The organism is Nodosilinea sp. LEGE 07088 (assembly GCF_015207395.1).
Classification (GTDB): domain Bacteria; phylum Cyanobacteriota; class Cyanobacteriia; order Phormidesmidales; family Phormidesmidaceae; genus Nodosilinea.
Genome location: NZ_JADEWX010000074.1, coordinates 1 through 25,941, shown reverse-complemented (window position 1 = coordinate 25,941; position 25,941 = coordinate 1). Strand labels below are relative to the sequence as shown.

At 55.9% G+C, this 25,941-nt stretch carries 28 protein-coding genes; 25 read left to right on the top strand and 3 right to left on the bottom strand.

The window, feature by feature from the left end; genetic code table 11:
* Positions 1-25 precede the first annotated feature (25 nt).
* The 25 genes from IQ254_RS16740 (at position 26) to IQ254_RS16620 (ending at position 23,076) form a co-directional block, all read left to right on the top strand.
* A complete protein-coding gene (locus IQ254_RS16740; protein ID WP_193967304.1) occupies positions 26-835 on the top strand; it encodes an ABC transporter permease in 810 nt (269 codons plus the stop codon).
* A gap of 24 nt (positions 836-859) precedes the next feature.
* Positions 860-1,786, top strand: a complete 927-nt coding sequence (locus IQ254_RS16735; RefSeq protein WP_193967302.1) for a DUF2887 domain-containing protein — start codon at positions 860-862, stop codon at positions 1,784-1,786.
* Positions 1,787-1,927: 141 nt separating this feature from the next.
* Complete coding sequence (locus IQ254_RS16730; protein WP_193967301.1) at positions 1,928-3,271, top strand: ABC transporter ATP-binding protein; 1,344 nt, start codon at positions 1,928-1,930, stop codon at positions 3,269-3,271.
* A gap of 30 nt (positions 3,272-3,301) precedes the next feature.
* The gene (pseB, locus tag IQ254_RS16725; RefSeq protein ID WP_193967300.1) at positions 3,302-4,318 is read left to right on the top strand and encodes a UDP-N-acetylglucosamine 4,6-dehydratase (inverting); all 1,017 of its coding nucleotides are present in this window, start codon (positions 3,302-3,304) and stop codon (positions 4,316-4,318) included.
* 3 nt (positions 4,319-4,321) lie between these two features.
* Complete coding sequence (pseC, locus tag IQ254_RS16720) at positions 4,322-5,479, top strand: UDP-4-amino-4,6-dideoxy-N-acetyl-beta-L-altrosamine transaminase (RefSeq protein ID WP_193967299.1); 1,158 nt, start codon at positions 4,322-4,324, stop codon at positions 5,477-5,479.
* Positions 5,476-6,213, top strand: a complete 738-nt coding sequence (locus IQ254_RS16715; RefSeq protein WP_193967298.1) for a glycosyltransferase family protein — start codon at positions 5,476-5,478, stop codon at positions 6,211-6,213. Before pseC ends, IQ254_RS16715 begins: the two co-directional genes overlap by 4 nt.
* Positions 6,214-6,216: 3 nt before the next feature.
* Positions 6,217-7,263, top strand: coding sequence for a UDP-2,4-diacetamido-2,4,6-trideoxy-beta-L-altropyranose hydrolase (gene pseG / locus IQ254_RS16710; RefSeq protein ID WP_193967297.1), 1,047 nt, complete (start codon positions 6,217-6,219; stop codon positions 7,261-7,263).
* Between the two features lie 2 nt (positions 7,264-7,265).
* Positions 7,266-7,835 carry a formyltransferase family protein gene (locus IQ254_RS16705; protein ID WP_193967296.1) on the top strand — a complete coding sequence of 190 codons (570 nt, stop codon included), beginning with the start codon at positions 7,266-7,268 and terminating at the stop codon, positions 7,833-7,835.
* A gap of 68 nt (positions 7,836-7,903) precedes the next feature.
* The gene (locus IQ254_RS16700) at positions 7,904-8,818 is read left to right on the top strand and encodes a class I SAM-dependent methyltransferase (RefSeq protein ID WP_193967295.1); all 915 of its coding nucleotides are present in this window, start codon (positions 7,904-7,906) and stop codon (positions 8,816-8,818) included.
* A 37-nt stretch (positions 8,819-8,855) separates the two neighbouring features.
* Complete coding sequence (gene pseI / locus IQ254_RS16695) at positions 8,856-9,905, top strand: pseudaminic acid synthase (RefSeq protein ID WP_193967294.1); 1,050 nt, start codon at positions 8,856-8,858, stop codon at positions 9,903-9,905.
* Positions 9,906-9,929: 24 nt separating this feature from the next.
* Positions 9,930-11,624, top strand: a complete 1,695-nt coding sequence (locus tag IQ254_RS16690) for an FkbM family methyltransferase (protein WP_193967293.1) — start codon at positions 9,930-9,932, stop codon at positions 11,622-11,624.
* A gap of 51 nt (positions 11,625-11,675) precedes the next feature.
* A complete protein-coding gene (locus IQ254_RS16685) occupies positions 11,676-11,879 on the top strand; it encodes a hypothetical protein (RefSeq protein WP_193967292.1) in 204 nt (67 codons plus the stop codon).
* Positions 11,857-12,186, top strand: a complete 330-nt coding sequence (locus IQ254_RS16680; protein WP_193967291.1) for a type II toxin-antitoxin system PemK/MazF family toxin — start codon at positions 11,857-11,859, stop codon at positions 12,184-12,186. The genes IQ254_RS16685 and IQ254_RS16680 overlap by 23 nt, the downstream gene beginning before the upstream one ends.
* A gap of 46 nt (positions 12,187-12,232) precedes the next feature.
* The gene (locus IQ254_RS16675) at positions 12,233-14,188 is read left to right on the top strand and encodes a glycosyltransferase (RefSeq protein ID WP_193967290.1); all 1,956 of its coding nucleotides are present in this window, start codon (positions 12,233-12,235) and stop codon (positions 14,186-14,188) included.
* Positions 14,189-14,314: 126 nt separating this feature from the next.
* Entirely contained in the window at positions 14,315-14,785 is a 471-nt protein-coding gene (locus IQ254_RS16670; protein WP_193967289.1) for a hypothetical protein, read from the top strand.
* Between the two features lie 9 nt (positions 14,786-14,794).
* Positions 14,795-15,910, top strand: a complete 1,116-nt coding sequence (locus IQ254_RS16665) for a DegT/DnrJ/EryC1/StrS aminotransferase family protein (RefSeq protein ID WP_193967288.1) — start codon at positions 14,795-14,797, stop codon at positions 15,908-15,910.
* A complete protein-coding gene (locus IQ254_RS16660; protein WP_193967287.1) occupies positions 15,907-16,677 on the top strand; it encodes a class I SAM-dependent methyltransferase in 771 nt (256 codons plus the stop codon). The genes IQ254_RS16665 and IQ254_RS16660 overlap by 4 nt, the downstream gene beginning before the upstream one ends.
* The gene (locus tag IQ254_RS16655; protein ID WP_228040804.1) at positions 16,674-17,921 is read left to right on the top strand and encodes a glycosyltransferase family 1 protein; all 1,248 of its coding nucleotides are present in this window, start codon (positions 16,674-16,676) and stop codon (positions 17,919-17,921) included. The genes IQ254_RS16660 and IQ254_RS16655 overlap by 4 nt, the downstream gene beginning before the upstream one ends.
* A complete protein-coding gene (locus IQ254_RS16650; RefSeq protein ID WP_228040803.1) occupies positions 17,827-18,849 on the top strand; it encodes a glycosyltransferase family 2 protein in 1,023 nt (340 codons plus the stop codon). The genes IQ254_RS16655 and IQ254_RS16650 overlap by 95 nt, the downstream gene beginning before the upstream one ends.
* The gene (locus tag IQ254_RS16645; protein ID WP_193967285.1) at positions 18,842-19,762 is read left to right on the top strand and encodes a glycosyltransferase family 2 protein; all 921 of its coding nucleotides are present in this window, start codon (positions 18,842-18,844) and stop codon (positions 19,760-19,762) included. Before IQ254_RS16650 ends, IQ254_RS16645 begins: the two co-directional genes overlap by 8 nt.
* 282 nt (positions 19,763-20,044) lie before the next feature.
* Positions 20,045-20,455, top strand: a complete 411-nt coding sequence (locus tag IQ254_RS16640; protein ID WP_193967284.1) for a hypothetical protein — start codon at positions 20,045-20,047, stop codon at positions 20,453-20,455.
* A 744-nt stretch (positions 20,456-21,199) separates the two neighbouring features.
* The gene (locus tag IQ254_RS16635; RefSeq protein WP_193967283.1) at positions 21,200-21,553 is read left to right on the top strand and encodes a hypothetical protein; all 354 of its coding nucleotides are present in this window, start codon (positions 21,200-21,202) and stop codon (positions 21,551-21,553) included.
* 82 nt (positions 21,554-21,635) lie between these two features.
* Positions 21,636-21,998, top strand: a complete 363-nt coding sequence (locus IQ254_RS16630) for a hypothetical protein (RefSeq protein ID WP_193967282.1) — start codon at positions 21,636-21,638, stop codon at positions 21,996-21,998.
* A 37-nt stretch (positions 21,999-22,035) separates the two neighbouring features.
* Positions 22,036-22,410: a hypothetical protein gene (locus tag IQ254_RS16625; protein ID WP_193967281.1), complete on the top strand. Its 375-nt coding sequence runs from the start codon at positions 22,036-22,038 to the stop codon at positions 22,408-22,410.
* A 66-nt stretch (positions 22,411-22,476) separates the two neighbouring features.
* Entirely contained in the window at positions 22,477-23,076 is a 600-nt protein-coding gene (locus IQ254_RS16620) for a hypothetical protein (protein ID WP_193967280.1), read from the top strand.
* 64 nt (positions 23,077-23,140) lie between these two features.
* Here the strand turns inward: IQ254_RS16620 and IQ254_RS16615 are convergent, their stop codons facing one another.
* From IQ254_RS16615 to IQ254_RS16605, 3 genes are all read right to left on the bottom strand, one after another.
* Positions 23,141-23,965, bottom strand: a complete 825-nt coding sequence (locus tag IQ254_RS16615; RefSeq protein WP_193967279.1) for a DUF547 domain-containing protein — start codon at positions 23,963-23,965, stop codon at positions 23,141-23,143.
* Between the two features lie 26 nt (positions 23,966-23,991).
* Positions 23,992-24,180, bottom strand: a complete 189-nt coding sequence (locus IQ254_RS16610; RefSeq protein WP_228040802.1) for a hypothetical protein — start codon at positions 24,178-24,180, stop codon at positions 23,992-23,994.
* Positions 24,181-24,254: 74 nt separating this feature from the next.
* Positions 24,255-25,941 (bottom strand): 3'-5' exonuclease (locus IQ254_RS16605; RefSeq protein WP_193967278.1); only part of this gene is annotated, 1,687 nt, incomplete at its 5' end.

Genomic DNA, 25,941 nt, shown 5'->3' with positions numbered 1-25,941 from the left:
CCCTACCGCCCATCCCCCCGAACTCGTGATCGAAGCCGGGCGCAGCGAAGCGCAGTATTTTCGCGACCTGTGGCGCTACCGAGAACTGTTTTATTTCTTGGCCTGGCGCGATATTTTGGTGCGCTACAAGCAGACGGCGATCGGCGTGGCCTGGGCGCTGATTCGCCCCTTTTTGACCATGGTGGTGTTTAGCGTGGTGTTTGGCCGCCTGGCCAATTTACCCAGCGAGGGGGGCGCACCTTACCCGATTTTGGTGTTTGCGGCGATGCTGCCCTGGCAGTTTTTTGCCAATGCCCTGACCGAGTGCAGCAACAGCCTGATCACCAATGCCAACTTGATCTCGAAAGTATATTTTCCCCGGCTGGTGGTGCCCACCAGCGCAGTGATCGTCAGCTTTGTGGATTTTTTAATCTCGGGGGTGATTCTGCTGGGGCTGATGGTCTGGTATAGCCAGGTGCCCTCCTGGCGCATTGTGACCCTGCCGCTGTTTGTGGCGATCGCCTTTGCCGCCGCCATGGGCGCGGGTCTGTGGCTGGCGGCGCTGAATGTGCAGTACCGCGACTTTCGCTACGTCGTTCCATTTCTGGTGCAGTTTGGTCTCTATATTTCGCCCGTGGGCTTTAGCAGCGCCATCATTCCCGATCGCTGGCGACTGCTCTATTCCCTCAACCCCATGGTGGGGGTGATCGACGGCTTTCGCTGGGCGATTATTGGCGGCGACGTGGCGCTGTACTGGCCGGGGTTTTTGCTGTCAATGCTGCTGGTAGTAATGCTACTGGTCACAGGAATACTCTACTTTCGCCGCATGGAGCGCACCTTCGCCGATGTGATCTAGCCGGGAATGTAGGGGAGCGATCCCATGAGAACAGACAAACTCTACTATCAAATTTTCCTGGCTCAGCCTGCCCTGCTGGCTGACCTCATCCCTGGGTTGCCCGTCGATTGTGCCTTTGAGTACGTCGCCCCGGTGGTCAAAGAAAGCGAATTTCGTCTAGACGGGCTGCTGGTGCCGCTATCGGATGACCTGACGGTTCCGGTAATTTTTCTAGAGGCGCAGATGCAGTCTGACAGTCGCTTCTACGGGCGCTATTTCGCTGAAACCTACCTTTACCTCTATCAGTACCAGGTCGATCGCCCCTGGCGCGGGTTGCTCATTCTGCAGTCGCGCCAGCAAAGGCTGGGTAGCGAAGCACCCTATACCGATCTGCTGGAAGGCAAGGTGCAGCGCATCTACCTGCAAGACCTGCTGCATGAAACTCAGCTGACCCCGGCCTTAGCCCTGCTCCAGCTGCTGGTGCTGCCCAATGCCGTGACGGGTCAGGCGGCCCAGAGGCTCCTGCGTACCGTCAAACCCCAGGGAGAGGAAGCCTTTCAGCAGATGCTTAATCTGGTGGAAGCTATACTGATCAATAAATTCCCGCAGCTGACCACCCAGGAGATTTTAGCGATGTTAGACATCAAAACCGCTGACATCCGACAAACCCGTTTTTACCAAGAAGTCTTGGCCGAAGGCCGAGAAGAGGGCCGAGAAGAAGGCCGAGAAGAGGGCCGAGAAGAGGGCCGAAAAGACGCTGAATCTGCCCTGCTGATTCGGTTTTTGTCGCGACGCCTGGGAACGCTCTCAGAAGCCCAAATGGAGACCGTTAGAGGGCTGTCACTGGCACAGCTCGATCAGCTTTCGGATGCCTTTTTCGATTTTATTGACCTGGCCGATCTAGATACCTGGCTGGAGGCCCATCCATTACCAGCTGCTGAGACGGCCAGGCCCGATTCACCGCTGATTTGAGGGTTGGGTGAGCGGGCCACCTCATCCCCATCGTCTGCGTAACTAAAGTATGTGGGCTTGCAATCTTCATCGACGAGCAGGGCACAATAGGCACAATGGCCGATGCGCCAGCCGTGAACAAGCCCCCGTTCCAGAGCCCCCATGTCTGATAGCGTTATTCAGGTCGAAAATCTCGGCAAGAAATACACCCTTGGCCACCAGCAGGAAGGCAGTTCGCGCTACGTTGCCCTGCGGGATGTGCTGGCCGATGGCATGAAGTCTGTGGGACGGCGTCTGCGGCACCCCTTGCGCCCGCCCCGACCACCCCAGGCTGACGAGTTTTGGGCGCTGAAGGATGTCTCTTTTGAGGTGAAGCCGGGGGAGGTGGTCGGCATTATTGGCCGCAACGGCGCGGGTAAATCGACCCTGCTCAAGATTCTCAGCCGCATTACCGAGCCGACGGAGGGACGGGTGCGCCTGCGGGGTCGGGTGGCCAGCTTGCTGGAGGTGGGCACCGGCTTTCACCCGGAGCTGACCGGGCGGGAGAATATCTTTCTCAATGGCGCAATTTTGGGCATGAGCCGGGTGGAGATCACCCGCAAGTTTGACGAGATTGTCGAGTTTGCCGAGGTCTTGCGGTTTTTGGATACGCCCGTGAAGCGCTATAGCAGCGGCATGTATGTGCGATTGGCGTTTTCGGTAGCGGCCCACCTGGAGCCTGAGATTTTGGTGGTGGATGAGGTGCTGGCGGTAGGCGATGCGGCCTTTCAAAAGAAATGCTTGGGCAAAATGGGCGATGTGGCCAAGCAAGAGGGGCGCACGGTGCTCTTTGTCAGCCATAACATGACCGCTGTAGAGTCGCTGTGCCAGACAGGGTTGCTGTTGAGCGGGGGACAGGTCTCGTTTCACGGTGACGCGCGCACGGCCATTTCGGAGTACGTGCTGGAGAGCAATCTGGCGATCGCAGGCTATGTCGATTTCACCACTCGGCAGACCGAGCGCTACGGCCCCCAACTGTACGCCACGCTGCGCAGCCTCAGTCTGCTGGATGCTGACAACAACTGTGTGACCACGCTGCGCATGGGGCAGGCGCTTAAGTTCAGAGTTGAGATCGACTTTAAAGCCCCCAGCGACAGCTACGAGATTGGCCTTGCCATCTGCAATCTGCACGGTGTCAGGCTGCATTACCTGATCTCGAACTGGGAAAATGCGCTGGAGTTTACTAGCCCTGGCCCCTATGTGGTTGAGGCGGTGATGCCATCTCTTCAGCTGTTTCCAGGGGAGTATTCGGTCAATGTTTGGGTAAAAAAGCAGGGTGAGGCTTACGACGACGCCGTTCATGAAGCGACGGCCTTTACTGTGCAAGAATCGCAGCTCACCAGCCAGTACGCCTACTTTGAACGCTATTCGACCAATACCCAGGTTTATACCCCTAGCCACTGGCGGGTGATGCGGCAAAGCACGGTGCCCATGGGGGCGCTGGCTGAGTCGGGCAACTCACTATAAAAACTGATCGCAAATTTGAATTCTCGTTCTATGAATATCACTGAAGACAGCTCTATTTTAGTCACTGGCGGCACCGGGTCGTTTGGCAAAAAATTTGTTGCCACGGTGCTTAAGGAATTCCCAAATATCAAGCGTTTGGTCATCTATTCCAGAGACGAACTCAAGCAGTTCGAAATGGCTCAGTTATTCCCTAAGGAAAAGTATCCGGGGATTCGCTATTTTATTGGCGACGTGCGCGATCAGCAGCGGCTAATTCGAGCTTTTGAGCGCATCGATATTGTGGTACATGCAGCGGCGCTGAAGCAGGTGCCCACGGCTGAGTACAACCCGATGGAGTGCATTCGCACCAACGTGTTGGGGGCCGAAAATGTAATCGAGGCGGCGCTGAGCACCGACGTTAAGAAGGTGGTGGCGCTGTCGACCGATAAGGCCGCTGCCCCCATCAACCTCTACGGGGCGACCAAGCTGTGCTCTGACAAGCTGTTTATTGCCGCCAACAATATCAAGGGCATCCGCGAGCTGAGCTTTTGTGTGGTGCGCTACGGCAACGTGATGGGGTCGCGGGGGTCGGTGATTCCCTTCTTTTTGGATAAGCGAAAAGAAGGCATTTTGCCGATTACCGATCCACAGATGACCCGTTTCAACATTTCGCTGGAAGAAGGGGTAGATATGGTGCTGTGGGCGATCGCCCAGGGCTGGGGCGGCGAAATTTTTGTGCCTAAAATTCCGTCCTATTTAATTACTGATCTGGCTCAGGCCATCGGCCCTGACTGTGAGCATCCGGTGGTGGGCATTCGCCCAGGCGAAAAAATTCACGAAGAGATGATCACCACGTCAGATTCATATACCACCGTAGACCTGGGCCGATACTACGCGATTTTGCCAATTTCGGGTCAGTATTCTATTGAACAATACTGCAAGGCTATGGCTGCCCACCCTGTTGAACCGGGTTTTTGCTATAACTCGGGCACCAATGATCAGTTCCTCAACGTGGATGAATTGCGCGGCCTGATCCAAGCCAAGGTCGATCCTCAGTTTGTGGTGTAAGCCATGACCGATTTTATTCCCTACGGACGGCAGAATATCAGCCAGCAGGACATTGACGCTGTGGTGGCGGTGTTGACTTCTGACTGGCTCACCCAGGGGCCTGCGATCGCCCACTTTGAGCAGGCCGTTGCCGACTACTGCGGCGTCACCTATGCCGTCGCCGTCGCCAGCGCCACCGCTGCGCTGCACATCGCCTGTCTGGCGGCAGATCTGGGGCCGGGGGATACCCTATGGACTTCGCCCAATACCTTTGTGGCCTCGGCCAACTGTGGACTGTACTGCGGGGCCACGGTCGATTTTGTCGATATCAATCCGGCCACTTACAACTTGGATGTCGTAGCCCTAGAGGCAGCGCTAGCGGACAGCGATCGCCCACCCCAAGTCGTGGTACCGGTGCACTTTGCCGGGCAGTCGTGCGAGATGGCGGCGATCGCCCCTCTGGCCCAGCGCTACGACTTCACCGTGATCGAAGATGCCTCTCATGCCATTGGCGGGCAGTACCGGGGCAAACCCGTGGGCTGCTGCGAATTTTCCGATATGGCGGTGTTTAGCTTTCACCCAGTCAAAATCATCACTACGGGTGAAGGGGGCATGGTACTCACCAACCGTCAGGATTTGTACGAAAAGTTGATTCGCCTGCGCAGTCACGGCATTACCCGTGACCCTGACCAGATGCAGGACGACAGCCACGGCCCCTGGTATTACCAGCAGTTAGAGCTGGGCTTCAACTACCGCATGACCGATCTACAGGCAGCTCTGGGCCTGAGCCAAATGCAGCGTTTGCCTGCTTTCATCGAGCGGCGGCGCATGTTGGCCGATCGCTACGCTGACTTGTTAACCGGGCTACCGATCACCCTGCCTACCCAGCATTCCGACACCGCATCGAGCTGGCACCTCTACGTCATTCGCCTGCATCTCGACCAGATCGGCTGCAGCCATCGCCAGGTGTTTGAGGCCTTGCGCGACAAAGGCATCGGCGTCAATCTGCACTACATTCCGGTGCATACCCAGCCCTACTATCAAACGCTAGGGTTTGGGTGGGGCGATTTTCCTGAGGCCGAGCAGTACTACCGCGAAGCCATCAGCCTACCGCTGCACTACGGCATGAGCCTGGATGAGCAGGATTATGTAGCTGATTGTTTACGGGCTTGCCTATCATGACTACCGCCATTATTGTGCAGGCCCGCATGACCTCGACCCGCCTGCCGGGCAAGGTGCTCAAACCCGTGTTGGGTCAGCCGCTGCTGAGCTACCAGATCGAGCGCCTCAAGCGGGTGACGTTGGCCGATGTCATTGCGATCGCCACCACCACCAATGCTGCCGATGACCCCATTGTCGAGTTGAGCGAATCCCTGGCGGTAGGCTGCTTTAGAGGGGCGGAACACGATGTCTTGTCGCGCTACTTTGGCGCCGCCCAGGCCTATGCCGCCGATGTGGTGGTGCGGGTGACCTCAGACTGCCCGCTGATTGATCCGCAGATTATGGACGAGGTAATTGGCTATTATCTGAGCCATCGCGATCGCTACGACTATATCTCTAACTCGATTCAGCGCACCTATCCACGGGGGCTAGATACCGAAGTCTTTTCGACTGGGACGCTGGAGCAGGCCCACCGCGAGGCCACTGCACCGCCAGAGCGTGAGCATGTGACCCCGTTTATTTACAATCACCCCGAGCGCTATGCGATCGGTCAAGTCACCTCTCCCCAAGACCTCAGCCATCACCGTTGGACGGTGGATACCCCCGAAGACTTTGAGCTGATCCGCCGCATGCTGGAGACGCTGTATCCCCAGGTGCCAAACTTTACCCTGCAAGATTGCCTGGACGTGATCGCTCAACAGCCTGCCTGGCCCGCCATCAATAGCCACATCGAGCAAAAGGCTTACGGACAATAGCCCATGCACCTTCTCATTCGTGCCGATGCGTCAACTCAAATAGGGACAGGTCATGTGATGCGCTGCCTGGCCCTGGCTCAGGCCTGCTTAGCCGAGGGCGGGCAGACCCATTTTTTGATGGGCCGCGAGGGGGCTAACCTAGCGCAGCGGATCTTAAATGAGGGGGCGCAGGTCAGCTATTCGTCTGCCCAGGGCGGTAGTGAGGCCGATGCCCAACAGGCGATCGCACTAGCCAAAACCTTGCAGACCGATTGGGTGGTGGTAGATGGCTACCACTTTGGGGCTGAATACCAAAAGTGGTTGAAGGATGTAGGGCTAAAGGTGATCGCCTTTGATGATTATGGCCACGCGTCGCACTACTGGGCCGATGTGGTGCTCAACCAAAATATTACGGCAGAGGAAGGGCTGTACTCTAGTCGAGAACCCTACACCAAGCTGCTGTTGGGCACTCGCTATGTGCTGCTGCGCAAGGAGTTTTGGCCCTGGCGCAATTGGCAACGGCAAATTCCCCCGGTGGCATCCAAGGTGTTGGTTACGCTAGGTGGGTCTGACCCCGACAATGTAACGCTGACGGTGATGCAGGCGTTGCAAAAGTCTGAAATTCAGGGATTAGAGGCGGCGGTAGTGGTGGGCGGTAGCAACCCCCACTACGGTGAATTGGCCCAAACGGTCGAAGGCTGGGAGGGAAGCATTACCCTGAGACAAAATGTGACCAATATGCCCGAGCTCATGGCCTGGGCGGATGTGGCAATTACTGCGGGGGGCAGCACCTGCTGGGAGACAGCATTTATGGGATTACCTAGTCTGGTAATTGTGATTGCTGCTAACCAGCGGGAAAGTGCCCTGAAACTGAGAGATTTAAGACTATCAACCACCCTAGAGATAGCGCAACCATCCCCTGGGGAGCTGGTCAAGAGCGTGAGAGATCTGGTTTATCTACCTCCAGAAACTTGCCGAGATTTAAGCGATCGCCTAAGAAAATTGGTCGATGGATACGGTAGCAGTCATGTATGCGGCACCCTAAGTTTTTCAGAGTGTACTAGGCAATGAACATGAACATTCTATATTTAGGGAATAACAATTCTAAGGTAGTTGAAATCCTGGCCCGTTACGGTGATTGCGTTATTTCAACTAGCGAAAAATTAACAGGAAATGATGCCTTAGTCAAAGGCGCTGATTTCCTAGTGAGCTATGGATATAGACATATTCTCAAAACTGATATCTTAAATCAGTTTGATAAACGAGCAATAAATATTCATATTTCGTTGCTTCCTTGGAATCGCGGTGCAGATCCTAATCTGTGGAGTTTTTTGGAAGATACCCCTAAGGGAGTTACGCTTCACTTCTTAGATGCAGGAGTAGATACGGGCGATATAATTTTGCAGGAGGAAATCTTCTTGGATGAGACAGAAACCTTAAGTACTAGCTACAACAAATTATCTGAGTTAGCGCTCTCTCTTCTTGATCGCAACTGGGCTAAGATTCGAGCGGGAGAAATCAATCCATTCAAGCAGCCTCCAGGCGGCTCTTTTCACAGGCTTGCAGACAGAAAAAACTATGAATACCTACTGACTCAGGGTTGGAATACTCCGGCAAAAAACCTAACAGGAAAGGCAATCTAAAATACAAAACAATCTTTCCGAAATACTAGCCCAGCTTTGGCTTAAGGAACAAAAAGGAAAACTAAATCATGGTCACACCTCGCCAGCTTAAGGAGCTATACGATCAAGGCGAAAACATCAGCTCGCTCTTGAGAAAAGAAAGTCTATCCAATAAGAATACCGAAGAGATTATAGAAATCTCTTATGATCTTCAGTCTGGAAGCTATATCAGCAGTCTGGATGACAAGGAAATGGCTTTTCTGAAGAGGAAGTATGCTGCCGAAGTGACAAGGATAATTCTATCGCTTTGTCCACCATCTTCCGTTCTAGAAGCAGGTGTTGGTGAGGCAACAACACTTGCTGAAGTTGTCAACTCTTTCCCGCTAGAGAATTTGACAGATTTTTATGGGTTTGACTTATGCTGGTCGAGAGTGGCTCATGCTCAAGCCTTTCTCGAGAAAAATGTGGCTAAGCATGTGACCCTTTGTACAGGAAGTCTTTTCCAGATTCCTTTCTCGAATGACTCAATCGATGTAGTATACACCTCTCACTCTATTGAGCCAAATGGAGGCTCGGAAATCCCAATTCTAAAAGAACTTTATCGGGTGGCTAGAAAATTTATTATTCTATTGGAGCCAGGGTATGAGTTCGCGAGCAATGAAAGCAAAAAAAGGATGATTCAGCATGGATATTGCCGTGATTTGAAGTTGACAATTGAATCACTTGGATGGAAGGTCTTAAAACATGACTTGTTTCCGTACAGCATCAACCCATTAAATCCTACGGCTATCACGATTATACAAAAAGAAACTATTCCAATGCATTCCTCTTATGAACATGTATTGGCTTGCCCAAAATTCAAAACTCCATTAACCAAGATTGGAGATGCTCTTTTTAGTCCTGAAGGTTTATGTGTATATCCCATCTTAGGGGGTGTCCCATGCTTGAGAGCCGAGAATTCTGTCATTGCGAGTCACTTCCCGAAAATCATGATGGATCGTTAGATTTGGTGCTGTGATCAGAAATTTTGTAGGCTTTATAATGAACACATTTAACTTTAAGGATTCTATAGACTCTTGCAGGAAGCCATTTGTTGTTGCCGAAATGTCGGGCAACCATAACCAATCGCTGGATCGCGCTCTAGAAATTGTGGATGCGGCGGCTAAAGCAGGGGCGCATGGTCTCAAGATTCAGACCTACACTGCTGACACCATGACCCTTGACCTCAAAGAGGGGGAGTTCTTTATTGATGACCCCAATAGTCTTTGGCAAGGCAGTTCGCTCTATAGTTTGTACCAGCAGGCCTATACCCCCTGGGAATGGCACCAGCCTATCTTCGAACGCTGCAAAGAGCACGGCATGGTGGGCTTTAGCAGCCCCTTCGACGCTACCGCCGTCGATTTTCTGGAAACCCTCGATGTGCCCTGCTACAAGATTGCCTCGTTCGAAAATACTGACCTGCCGCTAATTCGTAAGGTGGCCAGCACCGGCAAGCCGATGATCATTTCCACCGGCATGGCCACCATCGCCGAGTTGGATGAAGCGGTGCGCACCGCTAGGGCCGCCGGGTGCCAAAACTTAATATTGCTCAAGTGCACCAGCACCTACCCTGCCAGCCCCGCCAATGCCAACATCATGACCATTCCCCACCTGCGCGAGCTGTTTGACGTGCAGGTGGGCCTGTCAGATCACACCCTGGGCATTGGTGTTGCCGTTGCCAGTGTTGCCCTGGGGGCCACTCTGATCGAAAAGCACTTTACCCTCAGCCGGGCCGATGGCGGGGTAGACTCGGCCTTTTCGATGGAGCCAGAAGAGCTGCACCAGCTCGTGGTTGAGTCTGAGCGGGCCTGGCAGTCGCTGGGGCAGGTCAACTACGGGGCCACGAAAGATGAAGAAAAATCGGTAAGATTTAGGCGCAGCCTATACGTAGGGCAACCTATGGAAGCGGGTGAGGTATTCACCGCTGACAGCTTGCGCATTATTCGCCCTGGGTTTGGCCTGGCACCCAAATATTTTGACGATTTGATCGGCAAACCCATCAAAAAAGCCACCCCAGCGGGCACCCCCGTTACCTGGGATTTGATTTTATAAACCAGCGGTTTTAAACAGATAGCTATGGGTTACCCCCCCGATCTAGAGCAGCAGGTCAAACGCATTGAGATGTTTGAAGCCCGCAACCCCTCCCCTGAGGTGCCCCAGTGCTATGGCCTGGGCAAATGGCTGCGGCGCGATCTGGGCTTGCCCGAGGCGGTGCCCCTGCATATTCATATGGATCATGGTGTACGCGTCAGCGAAGCGATGACCAATTGCGATCTGCTCAGCGATCGCCCCATTTTCTTTACCAGCGCTGCCCAGCGGGATGAGTACTTCAAGCAGACCGGCAAGCGCGCCTACGTCAGCGGGTCGCCCTTTGTGGCCTGTCGCCGCCTCAACCAGATCGAGCTAGATCCTGAGGCCAGCGGTACTGTGGCCTTTCCGGTGCATTCCACCCACCTGATCGACGTGGCGATCGATTGGGACAAGTACGCCGACGATCTGCTGAACTTGCCCGCCGAGTTTCAGCCCGTCACGATGTGTCTGTATTGGAAAGATCTGCTGGCCGGTCACCACAAGCCATTTTTAGACCGTGGTATATCGGTGGTCACCACCGGGCACATGGCAGACCCTGACTTTGCGACTAACTTCTATGCCATTTTGCGACGGCACCGTTACTGCACCAGCAACCTGGTCGGGTCTTACACTTTTTATGCTGTCGAGATGGGGATTCCATTCTTTATCTATGGTGTGCCGCCAGTATTCAATAACCACGGTCACGACCACAACCGCCCCGCTGGCACCTACACCATTGAGAACTTAGACGACGATCGCGAAAGGCGCGACTGGATCGAGTTTCAGCGGCTGTTTGAACTGGATGTAACCCAGGGAGTAGAGATTTGCGATCGCACCCGTGATCGATGCCTAGCCAAACTCGGCATCGATCAGGCCGACAGCCCTGCCACCCTGCGCCGCGTGATCTATCAAGCCTGGATGAGTCATCTGGCTCGATGGCCCCTCAACAAAGCCAGGGGGGCCGCGAAAAAGCTGCGGCGACTGGCCCAGCCGACCAAATCGCGCCTGACCCAAGCCCTGACTGGCAATATTCGCCACCTCGAAGGGGTCGCTATCCCCGCCAGTGAGATGATTTCGCCCATCATTCGGCAGACTATCAACAGTGGGGTATATGAGTTTGGCGAGATCACCCTGTTGAAAAAGTACCTGGAAAAGCACGACATCGTGATGGAAATTGGCGGCGGCCTCGGCTTTTTGTCAGGCTACTGCGCCAAGAAGATTGGCGACGATCGCGTGTTTACCTACGAGGCCAATCCGGTGCTCAAAGACGCGATCCACACCCTCCATGCCAAAAACGGCGTCAGTCCATCGGTGGCGATCGCCATGGTGGCCAACACCGAAGACACTAGCAAAACTGAAAAATTCTACGTCACCCAGGATTTCTGGAGTTCGTCGCCAGTGCAACCCACTGCCGAGGTTATGGATCGGGTGATTGAAGTGCCAGTCAAATCCTTTAAGCAAGAACTAGAGAAAAATCAGCCCACCCTGCTGGTAGTGGATATTGAGGGCGGCGAGTATGACTTGTTCGCCCAAGCGACCCTCGACACCGTCCGCAAGCTGATTATTGAGGTGCACGCGGTGCTGGGGCCAGATCAGCTAGCGGCGCTAAAGACTAACCTCACTGGCCTGGGCTTTAGGTTGGTCGAGGTGATTCCTAACTGCGACGACGCAGTCTGGTACTTGCAGCGATCGTCACTTTAGAGTTTCCCCTGATTTCCACCTAAAATGAAGCATAACTAAAGGTAGGTAGCTATGTTAAAAACTCTCTGGGCGACAGTCCGACAGGGGAAAATTGAGTTAATCGAGCCAGAAGAACTGCCTGAAGGGATGCGGGTTCTGGTCACTGTTTTGCCTGATGATGAAGCTGAGTTTTGGCTAAAAGCAAGCCAAACATCTCTCGATACCGTTTGGAATAATGCCGAGGATGATATCTATGCCCAGCTACTCCAAACTTGATGTCATATTGGTGCGATATCCATTCTCAGATCTCTCTAGTGCAAAGGTTAGGCCTGCTGTGGTGATCAACGCAGTACATTCATCCCAAGACATTTTCATCACGCCTTTGACCAGCAAAACCAGTTTGCTCCGAGCAGGAGAATTTGTACTATCTGAGTGGGCTTTCGCTGGATTGAATGTGGTTACTGCTGTTAAGAGAGGCGTGTATACAGTTCATAACAGTTTAGTGATAAAAGTCATTGGTCAGTTGGCCAAGGCTGATGCCGAACAGCTTGAGCAATCATTACGAGGATGGTTAGGTTTATAGCTAGCCCCGTCCCCCAAAATTACTATTCTTTAGTTATTTCCTGTCCATGATTTCGGTCATTATTCCTACCCGCAACCGTGCCGATAGTCTGGGGCGCACGCTCGAATCGCTGACATGTCAAAACGCTCCAGATGCAGAATTTGAGGTGCTGGTCATCGACAATGGTTCGACCGACCATACTAAAGCCGTTGCCCAGGCCTTTGCGGATAAGTTGCCCTTGGCTCAGTTGCATTACATTTTTGAACCCGAACCAGGGCTACTGTCGGGGCGGCACCGGGGTGCCCAAGCGGCCAAAGGCGAGATTTTATCATTCCTCGATGATGATGTGGAGCTCGATTCAGGCTGGTTAGCCGCCATTCAATCTGCTTTTGAGCATCAGGCGGTGCAGCTAGTGGGGGGTCGCAATCTGCCCCGCTACGAGAGTGATCCGCCTGAATGGCTGCAATATTTTTGGCAGCGACAGGATGGCGGTCAGCTTTGTACCGAACTGAGCCTGCTCGATCTGGGGTCAACACGACGGATCGTCGATGCCAACTACATCTGGGGGCTCAATTTTTCTATTCGCAAACGCGCCCTGTACGAACTGGGTGGCTTTCATCCCGACTGCATTCCCAAGCAGTTGCAACACCTCCAGGGCGATGGCGAAACTGGGCTGACCCGCCAGGCCAACCAGCGAAGCTACACAGCCCTCTACGAACCGCTGGCCCTGCTGTACCACGTAGTCCCCGCCGCCCGACTGACGCCCGACTATTTTGAGTCACGCTACTTCTATCAAGGGGTGTGCGATTCTTACACGGCGATCCGCGATCGCCACCGTGGACAAGACGCTAGTGAACAATCCCCGGAACTGTCGAATCGCCTGCATCACTATATCGGCAAGGTCAAAGGCAAACTAGCCAGCCTGATCAAGGGCAGCGACGAGTATAGGGCTATTCGTCAACGCTGCAAGATAGCCTACGCCAATGGGTTTACGTTTCATCAACAGCGGGTCGCCCGGCATCCAGCTCTTTTAGAGTGGGTGCTAAAAGACGATTACTGGGACTACCAGTTGCCAGATATTGTGGTTGCCTCCCAGGGCGATCGCGCCCCCACCCTATCTCCCCCTTCCTCTATGGCACCCAGCATGCTGAGTCAGCTCAAATCAACTTTGGCCGCACCCGTTGCCAAGATTATTCAGTCCACCGTCACGGCAGCTGAATCGACCAGCAGTAAGTGCGCCCAAATGCAGCTCTGGTTACAATACCGGCAGCTTCGATGCCAGCCAGATGCGCTGCCCGACTTTGGCGATACAGGTTTCAAGGTCTATTCCCAGGCTGACGAAGACGGGCTGCTACTCTATATCTTTGCCCTGATTGGCACCACCAATAAGCACTGCATTGATATTGCGGCGGGGCATCCGGTGGGGGCCAACAGCACCAATTTAATCGTCAACTGGGGCTGGCATGGGCTGCTAATTGAGGGCAACCCAGAGCTGGTGGCGGCCTCGCAGCAGTTCTATGCCAAGAACTCCAATACGTTTATTTTTCCGCCCCAGGTGGTCAATGCCTGGGTCACCGCCGAAGGTATCAACGGGCTGATTGCTCAGCATGGCTTTGAGGGCGAAATCGATCTGCTGTCGCTGGATATAGACGGCATCGACTACTGGCTACTGGAAAGTCTGGAGGTGGTCAAACCCAGGGTGATGATGGTGGAGTATCAGGATATTTTGGGGGGCGATCGCGCCCTCACCGTGCCCTACCAGCCCAATTTCAACCGCTTTGATACCCATCCCGACTTCTACGGCGCTTCTTTGCCAGCCTTCGTTAAACTTGCCGCCCAGAAAGGCTATCGACTGGTGGGCTGCAACCAATACGGCTACAACGCCTTCTTTGTTGCCAACGGGTTGGGCGATGACCTGCTACCTGAGGTATCAGTTCAGTCGTGCCTCACCCATCCCAAAGTCTGGCAGGGCCAAAAAGAACGTCTGCCAGCGGTGGAGAACCTTCCCTGGGTCGAGGTGTAGCTGTCTCTGTTGATTTAGTTAAACGGGCTACGTGATTCTAGCCATCCTGGGCAAACTAGAACCAGCAGACCGCTTCGTCCTAAGGGAGCGCTGCATGTCTATCCTTCATTCAAAGGCCCTGCCCCCATGCCATCCCCCTCAACAGTACCTGCCGCTCAGCTCTCGCCAGTGCAGCAAATTGTTCACAACAGCGAAATGCTGGCCCTGATTCTCTCCCACCGGTTTGCCGAGCCCGGTATTCACTTTTTTACCCCCAACGAGCTATCGCAGCAGCTCGCCTACATGAAATACGACGCGGGTAAGAGCATTCCGGCCCATGTGCACAACCCCGTCCACCGTGACGTGTTTCACACCCAGGAAGTGTTGTTTATTAAAAAGGGCAAGCTGCGGGTCGATTTCTACAGCCAGCAGCAAGAATACCTGGAGAGTCGTGTGCTAGAGGCAGGCGACGTGATTTTGTTAATTACTGGCGGGCACGGCTTTGAGGTAATCGAAGACCTGGAAATGGTGGAAGTCAAGCAAGGCCCCTACATGGGCGAGCAGGACAAAACTCGATTTACGGGGATATCGTCTCACCAGGCCACTATCACAGACTAGACAGCAGCTATGGCGTTTATCCCGGTCAACGAGCCCGCGCTCAACGGCAACGAGAAAAAGTATCTATTAGAGTGCCTCGACACCGGCTGGATTTCTTCTGAAGGCCCCTTTGTGCAGCGGTTTGAAACAGAGTTTGCGCAGCGGGTTGGGCGATCGCACGGCATCTCGGTGGCCAACGGGTCGGCGGCCCTGGATGTGGCGGTGGTGGCCCTCGGCCTGGGGCCGGGTGACGAGGTGATTTTGCCCACGTTCACGATTATTTCCTGCGCGGCGGCGATCGTGCGGGCCGGGGCAACTCCGGTGGTGGTCGATGCCGACCCCCACACCTGGAACATGGCTGTGGATCAGGTCGAGGCCCGCATTACCCCTCGCACCAGGGCGATTATGGCGGTGCATATCTACGGTCTGCCGGTGGATATGGCTCCGCTGCTCGATATTGCCCAGCGGCATCACCTGACGATGCTCGAAGATGCTGCCGAGCTGCACGGCCAGACCTATCGGGGTCGGCCCTGCGGCAGCTTTGGCGACATCAGTACTTTTAGCTTTTACGCCAACAAGCACATCACCACGGGTGAAGGCGGCATGGTATTGACTGATGATGATGCCTTGGCCGATCGCTGCCGATCGCTGCGCAACCTCTGCTTTCAGCCCCAAAAACGGTTTGTCCATGAAGAATTGGGCTGGAACTTTCGCCTAGGTAATTTGCAGGCGGCTCTGGGGGTTGCCCAGCTAGAGCAGCTCAACACTTTTTTGGCGCGTAAGCGGGCCATGGGCCAGCGCTATACCGAGGGGCTCAAGGGTGTGGCAGGGCTACAGCTGCCCTTGGCAACTACCGACTATGCCGACAACGGCTACTGGGTCTACGGTCTGGTACTCGATGCAGCCGTACCCTTCGATGCCGCCGAAGCAATGCAGCGCCTCAAAGCCAAGGGGATTGGCACCCGGCCTTTTTTCTGGCCTATGCACGAGCAGCCGGTGTTGCATAAAATGGGGCTGTTTGCGGGCGACAAGCACCCGGTCGCCGAGCGCCTGGCCCGACGAGGTTTTTACATTCCCAGTGGTCTGGCCTTGACCGACGCGCAGATCGACCAGGTGATCGCCAGCGTCAAAGAGGTGATGGCATGAGCGTGTTTGACGCCTACGCGCGCTACTACGACCTGCTCTATCGCGATAAAGACTATGCCAAGGAGGCCGACTTTATCTATCGGCTGCTGCAAACCCATGCCCCGACGGCCCAGCATCTGCTGGAGCTGGGCAGCGGTACCGGACGCCACGCCGAGCACCTGGCTGAGCGGGGTTACCACCTCACCGGGGTTGAACGTAGCGCCGAGATGCTAGCCCGCTGTAGTCAGCGGCAGACCTATCAGCCCAGCGCGATCGCCCAGCGGCTGAGTTTTTTGTCGGGCGACCTGCGTGAGGTGCGGCTCGATCGCACCTTCGACGCAGTGCTGTCGTTGTTTCACGTGATCAGCTACCAGACCAGCAACGCTGACCTGGCGGCGGCGTTTGAGACCGTGGCGCTGCACTTGAAGCCGGGGGGGGTATTTATCTTCGATGTCTGGTACGGGCCAGCGGTGCTCCACGACCTGCCCCAGGTGCGGGTCAAGCGCCTGCACGACGATGACCTGGCCATTACTCGCATTGCTGAGCCAGTGCTCCACGTCAACGACAACATTGTGGATGTGAATTACCAGATTTTGTTGCAGCCTGTGGGCCAAAACACCTGCCAGGAGCTGCGGGAGCTGCACCGCATGCGCTACCTGTTTACGCCTGAGCTGGCGGGGCTATTGGCCCAGGCGGGGCTAAAGCTGGCGAGCTGTGGCGAGTGGTTGAGCGATCGCCCGCCGAGCCTCGACACCTGGGGGGTCTATTTTGTGGCGGTGAAGTCATGAAGGTAGCCTTGCCAGTATCGTCTGCGTTTCCCTCCGATGGGGGCGGCTACACCTTTGAGTCGGAGATTGTGGCGGCCCTGATTGCGATCGCCCCCGAGATCGCCCACGACATTACCATTCTCAGCGCTGCCGTCGGAGACCTGGGCCAAGCGCACAAATCGATTACCATCGTGCACCCACCCAGCTTGATGGATGCCCCGACTCGCTGGGGCACCGGCCTGGCTCAGGCTAGCGGTCAGCCTCAGCTAATTTCGGTGGCCAACCGGCTGCGATCGGCCTGGGTGCGCCGCTACCTGCGACAGCAAACCTTTGACTTTGCTTGGGTGCTCGCCCCCGCCGCCCTGGCCCAGGTGCCTACCCACCACATGCCCTACGCCCTGACGGTGTGGGATGTGCAGCACCGGCTACAGCCCTATTTCCCGGAGGTGAGCCAGGGCCGCGAGTGGGGCAAGCGGGAACGGTTTTATGCTGACCATCTGCCCCGAGCGACGACGGTAGTGACGGGCACCGAGCGGGGCAAGTTTGAGCTAGAGCACTTCTATCGTCTTGCCCCGGAGCGGGTGACGGTGATGCCGTTTCCGACCCCGACCCTGGCGGTGCCCCCCGAGCAGGCAACCTCTAAGCAGTCGTTTTTGACCCGCTACGACTTGCCCCAAGACTATTGCTTTTATCCGGCTCAGTTTTGGCCCCATAAAAATCACGCTACCCTGCTGCGATCGCTGCACCGCGCCATCCACCACCACGGGTTGGATACATCGCTGGTGCTGACTGGGTCTGACAAGGGCAACGCCGCCTACATTCGCCAGCTAATTGGCGAGCTAGGCCTACAGAGTCGGGTGCGCATTCTGGGGTTTGTGCCCCAGGCCGATCTAGCCAACCTGTATCGCTACGCCCAGGCGCTGGTGTTTCCCACTCACTTTGGGCCAGATAACCTGCCGCCGCTGGAGGCCTTTGCCCTGGGCTGCCCGGTAGTGGCCTCGGCGGTGCCGGGGGCCACCGAGCAGCTGGGTGATGCGGCGTTGCTGGTGAACCCCACTGACCCTAATGCGATCGCCCAGGCCATGCACCAAGTCTGCACCGATGCTGACCTGCGCCAGGGGCTAATCGATCGCGGGCTGACCCGGGCTGGGCAATGGACCCCCACCGACTATGCCCGTGCCCTGGTCGCCAGCCTGGATGAGTTTGAGCGGCTGCGAACCTGCTGGCCCACCCATGCTGCCTGCGATCGCCCCTCTGGAGCCTAGGCCAATGGACGGCAGCGTTTACCTTCTGATTCCAGTCCACAACCGCCGAGCGATTACCCTGGCGGGTCTGGAGAGCCTGCACCGCAACGGCGATCTCGACCGCTATCGAGTCGTGGTGATCGACGATGGCTCTACCGATGGCACCGGGGCGGTGATCGCCCGTGAGTTTCCCCAGGTCACCCTGCTGCCCGGCGACGGCAACCTCTGGTGGACCGGAGCGATCCGCCTGGGGATGGACTATGCCATGGCCCAGGGCGCCGAGTACCTGATCTGGCTCAACGACGACTGCCGCCTGGCCCCCGGCACCCTGGGGGGACTGCTAGGGTTTTGCCGCGACTATCCCCGTGCGATCGTGGGCGCCCAGGGGTTTGAGCAAGACGACCCCACCCGCCTCTCCTTTGGGGGCAAGCGCAAGACCTGGCAGGGCTACCGCTTTTTGACCCTGTCTCCCGGCCAAACAATGCCCTGTGACCTGCTCAGCGGCAACCTGGTCTGTCTGCCCAGAGCCGTGGTCGATGCGATCGGCTACCCTGATGTAGTGGCGAGCCCCCACTATGGCGGCGACTCGCTCTATTTATTGCGAGCCCAGCGGGCAGGCTTTCAACTCTATGTCGATAGTCATTATGTCGTCACTAACCAGGCTGCCGAGTCGCAGCTGTGCCCCAGCGATTGGCTCATGGTACCTGGAGATTGTTGGCAGCTGGTGCGACTGGCCTTTAACCCTTACTCGGGGCTGAGCTGGCGGCTGTGGTGGCGGCTCAACTGGCTCGCCTACGGCCCCTGGGGCGGGGTCATGTTTGCTAAAAAGTATGCCTCGCTGGTGCCCCTGACCCTGCTGCGACTATTACCCAGGACTAGGCGCCAGCAGCTCTTTCGCCCGGGGCAATCGGCCTCAACCCCATCTACCTGGGAGAACATCGATGGCTAATCTAGCGACCCTGACTGTTGTCATCACCTGCTACCGTGAGGGTGACCTGCTGCTGGAGGCGATCGAGAGCGTGCGTCAGCAGACCCTGGCTCCCCTAGAAATTATTCTTGTCAACGATGCTTCGCCCGACGATCGCACCAACCAGGTCTGTCGCCAGCTAGAGACTGACCCTGGTATCACCCTGGTATGGCAGGCCCGTAACGGTGGCCCCTCGGTAGCCCGCAACGCCGGGTTTGCGGCCGCCCAGGGCGAAATTTTGGTGCCCCTCGACGCCGATGATCTGCTGCCTCCCGATGCGCTAGCCCATATTCAGCAGGCCTTTGAGCAATACCCTGAGGCTGAGTTTGTCTACGGCAGCTATCGCTGTCAGCGATACCCTGGTGATACCCGCCTAGTTAAAGCCGAGCCGATTTCCCTCAACTCGCTGCTGCGATCGCGGCGTTTTTCGCTCAGCACTAACTGGTCGCTGATTGGCACAGCACCGCTGCGCAAGTCGCTGTGGGAGGCGGTGGGTCACAGCGACCCCGAACTGGGGGCCGAAGATCTGCACGACCTGGAATTTTGGCTGCGGGCGATGGCGCTCCCCTGTAGCTACTACGGCATACCAGATGAGATCTATATCTGGCGCAAGTACCTGGGGCGCAACAGCCGCCAGGTGAGCCCCGAGTCGTGGTATCGCATCGCCCAGAAACACTTTGAGGTATACCGCCAGCACGGATTAGAATACCGCGCCTATGAGCTGCTGCTGCTGGGCAGCAAGTGGATGAACCGACCCAATGAAATTCAAAAGTACCGACGGGCGCTACTGACCTGCATTGGTCGTGGTCAGTTTCAATTTTCGTCGCTGGTGGCGCTGGCGATTCCGGCAGGCTTGTTTCAACCCCTGGCCAATTTGGCGAAGCGCTACCGGTAGCCCTACTGATACCCAAGCTGAACCGTATTAATACGAAATCCGATTTGGGAAACCCCGATTCACAATCAGGAATCCCGTAGGGGTATAGCATGCTATGCCCCTGCAAACCGGGGGTATTCAGGCAGGATTTGGTATCAGTAGAGGCTGTAGTCGGGATGGGGACAATGGGGATACCCCCGGAAAATACGGCCACTTCATCGAAGCTTTATGTAGTATTTGGAACCTTGTCTACGTGACTAGCGGTCTATTACTTCAACTCGTTTGTTGAGGGATTGAACCACAATGAAACAGCGCTTTGGAGCTTTTAGCTTATTAGGTGTAGCGGCTATTAGCACATTAACGTTACCTGCTTTTGCCAATACAGCCAGTCAGCAAATTGGCACACAATCGGCTACGATTGATGGCAATAATAACAACGTTATTCAGGTGATCAATCAGGTGAATATTAGCCATCCTGGCTTGGGCCGTGGCTTAGGTAATAACCCTCGTCGCGGTACTACTCAAAGTACTGTGCAAGACAGTTATCAGACTGTGACTATCGATGGCGATGGCAACAGCGTTTACCAAGAAACCAATCAAATTAACCAGCAGCAGACAAACCCTGGACGGGGTGGCGATGCTCGCCGCGACGACGATGATGACGATAAGAAGCACGGCCGGGGGCGCGATCGCGATGACGATGATGACGATTAAGCCGAAATATTACCGCCAGCCATCACAACTCTGGCCTGGATTGCTCCAGTCAGATGCTCTCTAATCTAAGCTTCTAAAGGATTCCCGTAGGGTGCATCCCACTTTTGCAAGTTTGCGCCCCTCATCCCCCAGCCCCTTCTCCCAAAAGGAGAAGGGGAGCCGGATTTCAAAGTCTTTCTCCCCCAGGGAGAGGGATTTAGGGTGAGGGCTACGTAACTGGGATGCAATCATTCCCGTACAGGTGAAAAATGTCTAGAGAGTTCTCTGTTGCTTAAAAACTGGGGATAGAGAACTCCTGGACAACAATAAACTTGGCTCAGCGGTATGACTGCTTACTGCTTCGACTAAGCAGCACCATATCCCTATATGGGAGCTGGTGTAGGGCAATCAATGGGTTAAAGAACTTGACCTAGAGGTGATCTAAAAAAAGAATTCGTCTTTAGACGCGATTCCGATTAATTTTCCGATCCCTAAATTCAAGAAATAAAAGATATGTCCAGGGAGAATAATATTCTCTATTGGGCTAGTTTTTATTGTCTGAATTAAAGTATTTAGAGAGATGCTAAAACGACAAAAAATTGATTTTTTTGGAGGGAACCTTTCTGGATTAGTGCGGGTCATTTTGTGTGTGAGTCGATGCCAGAGAACAATAAATCTAAATAGCTAAATTTAGCTTTTACTGTTTGCCTGGGTTGATTCTTCTCGATTGATTAAATTCACAATTACGTTGTTGAGGACGTTGACATGTTGAAGCACATCTCTATTTTGGGTCTACTGGGTTTTGCTGCGCTGGGCTTTGTCGCCATGCCCGCCAATGCCGATACCGCTGTGGTGCAGCAGGGCACTCAGGATATCTACATCCAGGGCGACGGTAATGCCGCCGTGCAAAGTAGCCAGCAGGTGAACCGCATCGAGCGTCGCGGGTCGGCTGCTCGTCGCGACAGCACCGGTATTGTGCAAGATATCTACCAGACCGGCACCGTTGTAGGCGATGGCAACGCGGTCTATCAAGAGAGCAGCCAGGTGAACGTGATCCGCGAGCAGGGTCGGCCCCAGTCTCGGGGACACGGCCGAGGTGCGCGCATCAATCGCTACTAAATAGACCCCCGAGGTGGCGGCTGATGAAATATTCTCAGCCGCCACCCCGATCTTCGCTTGCTGCTATTGCAAGGAGAACACCATGATGATTTCAACGCTTAAGGTCGGGCTGGCTGGGGCGATCGCCCTGGTGGTTCTGGTTCCCTCGGCGCTGGCCAGTTCGGTCAATATTTCTACCGACCGGGTGCAGGTGCAGGTGGGCAATAACGGGCAGGTCTACATTCGTAGTCTGGTCGATAGCCCCGCTGGGTCTGCCTTTGACCAGCGCCCCGCGGGGCTGCCTCGGGTGACGCTGCCCCAGATGACTAACAATCTGCGCCTGCCCACGGCTACCTTTGTGCCTCGATGTACGGCGCGATCCTACAGTGACCACTCCACCCGGTCTACGGCCCGAGGAGATGTGATCTATAGCGAAAACCGCAGTACCACTCAGGTTTGCCAGTAGCGCCTGGTTTCAGACTGTTTATTTGGCTGTTGTCACTATGATTAAACCTCAGTCCGTTGGCCTGGGGCTCCTCTGTGTTGGGGCTCTAGCCTACTTTGTCCCCGGGGCCTCGGCCCAGTGTGTGATTGCCGATGTGGCCATTCAGGCGGCCATTCACGGTGGCGATCAACCTGCTGAACAGGTGAACGATGTGGCGATCGATGCCGACGGCCCCTGCGTGGGCAATACCAGCGTCAGCACCAGTCGCCAAATCCAGGTGGGGGGCACTGGCCAAGTGCGCCAGGTGCGCCAGAGCCGCCACCAAATTCGCGGCGGCGATCGCAGCAGCCAAGGCCTGGCAGGGCCTACGGTGGCTGTGCCCGTGGGGGTGCAGGTCGATGTCTACAACCCTGCCGAAGGGTTGCGCCGGTAGGGAACTTGCTGACTACCAACGGTGTCCTGTAGCCATATTGGCTCAGGCCGCCCAGGTGAATAGTTGGTGCCGGGGTGTCGGCGGCGCTACAGTGCTGACGCCGACATCCCCTGGCCCCAGATGGGGCTACCGCTAGCCCTGGTGCGGCATTACCCTTTTCCTGGAGATGTCATTGTGATCAACCATCCCTCGGCCCTCGGGGTCGCACTGCTGATTTTAGTGGCGGTTACCGCAGCAGAAGGGGCTTCTTCGGCAAACGGTCATCGCTCCTTTGGGGTCAACTATCAGACCCTCGGCACCATTTTGTCTAAGGCTAACGCTAAGGATGTTATGGACTCGTACCAGCGGCAGACCAACACCATTAGTTTAGAGCGCACCCATCTCGATCAGCCGCACCTGCTGTCGGTGAGCGTGCCGACAGGGGCGACTCTCCAGGGCTACATCGAGATCGATGGCCATACTCGGGTGCCCCTGAGCAATACCTCAGAATTTATTGACGTAGGCCCCTACCTGACCCAGTCGATTACCCGAGTCACCATTGTGGGCAGCTATGCACCTGCCTTGGCTTCGGTGGCGATCGCGTTTAACGGCCCCGATACGGTGGTGCAGCAACAGACGGGTGGTACCGGACAGATTAACTATCAGCTCAATTTGCTGGTGCAGTAGTCGAGGACGATGTGGGTTGGGTGGCTATTTTATTTGGCTAGGGAGCGGGGGAGCTAGGAGCAGCCTACTGTTGTTTGTTGAGGGCCCAGTCGTAGTCGAGGTAGCGCAGATCGTAGTCGCCTGCGGCTAGGTAGGCGCGATCGCTGGGGCTGAGGTAGTCGCCAATAAAATTGAGCACGGCCCGCTCGGTGGGGTTGCCGGTAAACTGGTCGGGGGCGGCGTACTGGGCCTGCCAGTCTTCGCCAAACCACTGAAAAATTAACGAAATCGCCACCTGGTTTTGGTCGCGGTCAATGCTGAGCCCGTGGGGGCCATCGAGCCATTGCTGGGTCTGGTCGTCGAGCTGAGCGTCAAGGGCCGCGCCAGTGAACGGTTCCTGGCGCAGGGGTGGGCAGCTGTTGGCGGCACAGACCAGGGCCGCATGAATGCGCGGTTCAGAGAAGTCCTGCCGCAGAATATCGTGTTCGATCGCATCGAGGGTGAGCCCTTGCCCCAGCAGCGCGTGCTGCTTAAAATTCCACACTCCAGGAATATTGCGGATGCTCTGCTTGAGGGGCTGCTGGGCAATGATCGACTGGAGGGTAATGGCGTTATAGGCGTTGATCAAAAACGCAATTTTCTCAGGCTGGCTCCAGTCTTCGTAGGCAGTGGGAGACACGGCACCGAGTTGGGCAACAAAGTCATTTAAGGCCTCGGGCTCTGCCTGGAGAGCGGCGTAGTCAACTAGCCCCTCGGGGCTGACGTAGGTCTTGAGAATGTCGGCGTAGGCGGTGTAGTCAATGGAGTCCTGGGTGGCGGCGATGGGGGCGGTGGCCTGCCCTAGCGGTAGGGCGCAGGCGGGGGTAAATGCGATCGCCGCGATTAAAACAGCAGACAGTGGTTTAGACATACAGGGTGCCGGTACAGAACGATGGGTTACTTATCACCTATGTCCCTGGGCTCTACCCCATCTGTTGCTGAGTTTTTGCTGAAAATTATATGAGCCAGCCAGCCCAGCACCAGAGGCAGCCACAGCAGCAGCCGTTCGGCTAGGGTGAGCCGCCAGTCGGGCAGCCGCGAGGGCAGCACAAAATAGACAAAGGCCGACAGGCTGACCCATCGCACCCCCCAGTTTTGATGAAAAGGCTAGAGAGGCCAAGCAGTCCTAGTTTTGTCTTCATCACTCATCCTAGTCAAAATCACAAATCGTCCAAAAACTCAGAAGCCGGTTCAACTCCGCTGACAAGCAGGTCATCCCTCGCCCTGGTCAGCGCCACGTACAGGAGATGCCGTTCGGTAATATAGACCTCATCCAGGTCGGCTTCGTCGGCGATGCTCTCGATCCGCTCCTGCTGGGGAATCACCTCGTCGTCACAGGCCATCACCACTACAGCCCGAAACTCCAACCCCTTGGCCAGGTGCATGGTGCTGACGGCGATGTGGCCTGGGGCGCAGGCAATATGGTCATCTAGTTCTACGGGGTCTGCCCCCGCGGCCTGAATTGCCGCGATCGCACGTTCCAACTGCTCCCGATCGCGCACAAACACCCCAATCTCGTCAGGCTGTAGGCCCATCGACAGGCGTTTGGCAATCCATGCTCCAACAAACTCCATTTCATCCTCTGGGCTGTCGTGGATTTCGACGGCAGGAGCAGGGCCATTGAAGACAGACACCGTATGGCGGCGATCGTCCTGGTTGCCGTCTACGTCGCTGATGGTGCTGGGCAGCAGGCGATCGGCTGAGGTGCGAATCTGGTGGGAGGTGCGGTAGTTAATAGTGAGGGTATGGGACCGGCCTCGGATATCAATGCCCAGAGCTTTCCAGGAGAAGGGCTGCTGAAAGATCCGCTGGCCCAGATCTCCAGTAAAGAAGAGGCTATCGGGGCGTTGTCTACCTAGGGCGGCCAAGAACCTCAGCTCGGCTACGCCCATATCTTGAGCCTCATCGACCACGGCAAAGGTGTAGGGATAGTCTTTTGTATCGTCAATATGGTCAATGACATGCTGAAACAGCTGGGGCCAGGTTAGATAGCCCGTCTGTTTGAGCCAGCCTTGCAGCTGTTCGAAAATCTGCCACAGCAGTTCGCGTTGCTTGCCGCCTAAGCGGGTCTTGCGACCCAGGCGAGGCACGTCTCGGTAGGCGTCCCAGGTGGTCAAATGCCAGGGGTCGACCACGTCTTGCCACTCAGACCACAAGAAGGCTTCGGTAAACTTGCTGGGGGCGATTCGCTCAGCAATAGTGACTAATTGGGATCTCAGTGCGGTGTCTTCTGCCATCACCGGCAGGCCAAATGTTTCGTTAAATAGCCACCGCCCCACGTCTTGAATGGAGGCGACGGTAATGCGCTCTATTGTCGCGGGCTCGTTGCCCGCCAAGCGCTCTAGCTTGACCTGGAGGGCATTGGCCAATGCGGGGGAGAAGGTGGTCAACAACACCTGGGCTTGGGGATGGCAACGGGCCAGGAATACAGCTCGGTGCAGCCCCACAATGGTTTTGCCGGTGCCCGCTGAGCCAGAAACTCGGGTGGGGCCGCTACAGGTGCGCTCTACCAGCGATCGCTGGCTGGGATGCAGAAAAACCGTCCACTTTTCCCAGGGATACTCCAGCGCCTGCTTGAGTTCATCTACATTGCCCATAACGCGGAAACGGCGCTGGGCATCGGGATGGCTGAAGGGGTCGGTGTCGCCAGGCAGGGCTACGGTTTTTTGGGGGGTGCCGCCGGTGGCGAGTTCTAGCAGGGCTTCGGCGGCTTCTTGGGGTAGGTGGTCGACAACGTCAAAGAGGGTGTCTTCGGTGGCCTGCTGCACGTCTGCCAGCCATTCTTGGGGAACGCCGTAGGCGAGCAGATCTTCTTCGGGGGTGTGGGCAAATAGGCGGGGCTTTTGG

Coding starts and splice junctions, on each gene's coding strand:
- IQ254_RS16735 (WP_193967302.1), top strand. CDS start 860: ATGAGAACAGACAAACTCTACTATCAAATTTTCCTGGCTCAGCCTGCC.
- IQ254_RS16730 (WP_193967301.1), top strand. CDS start 1,928: ATGTCTGATAGCGTTATTCAGGTCGAAAATCTCGGCAAGAAATACACC.
- pseB (WP_193967300.1), top strand. CDS start 3,302: ATGAATATCACTGAAGACAGCTCTATTTTAGTCACTGGCGGCACCGGG.
- pseC (WP_193967299.1), top strand. CDS start 4,322: ATGACCGATTTTATTCCCTACGGACGGCAGAATATCAGCCAGCAGGAC.
- IQ254_RS16715 (WP_193967298.1), top strand. CDS start 5,476: ATGACTACCGCCATTATTGTGCAGGCCCGCATGACCTCGACCCGCCTG.
- pseG (WP_193967297.1), top strand. CDS start 6,217: ATGCACCTTCTCATTCGTGCCGATGCGTCAACTCAAATAGGGACAGGT.
- IQ254_RS16705 (WP_193967296.1), top strand. CDS start 7,266: ATGAACATTCTATATTTAGGGAATAACAATTCTAAGGTAGTTGAAATC.
- IQ254_RS16700 (WP_193967295.1), top strand. CDS start 7,904: ATGGTCACACCTCGCCAGCTTAAGGAGCTATACGATCAAGGCGAAAAC.
- pseI (WP_193967294.1), top strand. CDS start 8,856: ATGAACACATTTAACTTTAAGGATTCTATAGACTCTTGCAGGAAGCCA.
- IQ254_RS16690 (WP_193967293.1), top strand. CDS start 9,930: ATGGGTTACCCCCCCGATCTAGAGCAGCAGGTCAAACGCATTGAGATG.
- IQ254_RS16685 (WP_193967292.1), top strand. CDS start 11,676: ATGTTAAAAACTCTCTGGGCGACAGTCCGACAGGGGAAAATTGAGTTA.
- IQ254_RS16680 (WP_193967291.1), top strand. CDS start 11,857: ATGCCCAGCTACTCCAAACTTGATGTCATATTGGTGCGATATCCATTC.
- IQ254_RS16675 (WP_193967290.1), top strand. CDS start 12,233: ATGATTTCGGTCATTATTCCTACCCGCAACCGTGCCGATAGTCTGGGG.
- IQ254_RS16670 (WP_193967289.1), top strand. CDS start 14,315: ATGCCATCCCCCTCAACAGTACCTGCCGCTCAGCTCTCGCCAGTGCAG.
- IQ254_RS16665 (WP_193967288.1), top strand. CDS start 14,795: ATGGCGTTTATCCCGGTCAACGAGCCCGCGCTCAACGGCAACGAGAAA.
- IQ254_RS16660 (WP_193967287.1), top strand. CDS start 15,907: ATGAGCGTGTTTGACGCCTACGCGCGCTACTACGACCTGCTCTATCGC.
- IQ254_RS16655 (WP_228040804.1), top strand. CDS start 16,674: ATGAAGGTAGCCTTGCCAGTATCGTCTGCGTTTCCCTCCGATGGGGGC.
- IQ254_RS16650 (WP_228040803.1), top strand. CDS start 17,827: ATGCCCGTGCCCTGGTCGCCAGCCTGGATGAGTTTGAGCGGCTGCGAA.
- IQ254_RS16645 (WP_193967285.1), top strand. CDS start 18,842: ATGGCTAATCTAGCGACCCTGACTGTTGTCATCACCTGCTACCGTGAG.
- IQ254_RS16640 (WP_193967284.1), top strand. CDS start 20,045: ATGAAACAGCGCTTTGGAGCTTTTAGCTTATTAGGTGTAGCGGCTATT.
- IQ254_RS16635 (WP_193967283.1), top strand. CDS start 21,200: ATGTTGAAGCACATCTCTATTTTGGGTCTACTGGGTTTTGCTGCGCTG.
- IQ254_RS16630 (WP_193967282.1), top strand. CDS start 21,636: ATGATGATTTCAACGCTTAAGGTCGGGCTGGCTGGGGCGATCGCCCTG.
- IQ254_RS16625 (WP_193967281.1), top strand. CDS start 22,036: ATGATTAAACCTCAGTCCGTTGGCCTGGGGCTCCTCTGTGTTGGGGCT.
- IQ254_RS16615 (WP_193967279.1), bottom strand. CDS start 23,965: ATGTCTAAACCACTGTCTGCTGTTTTAATCGCGGCGATCGCATTTACC.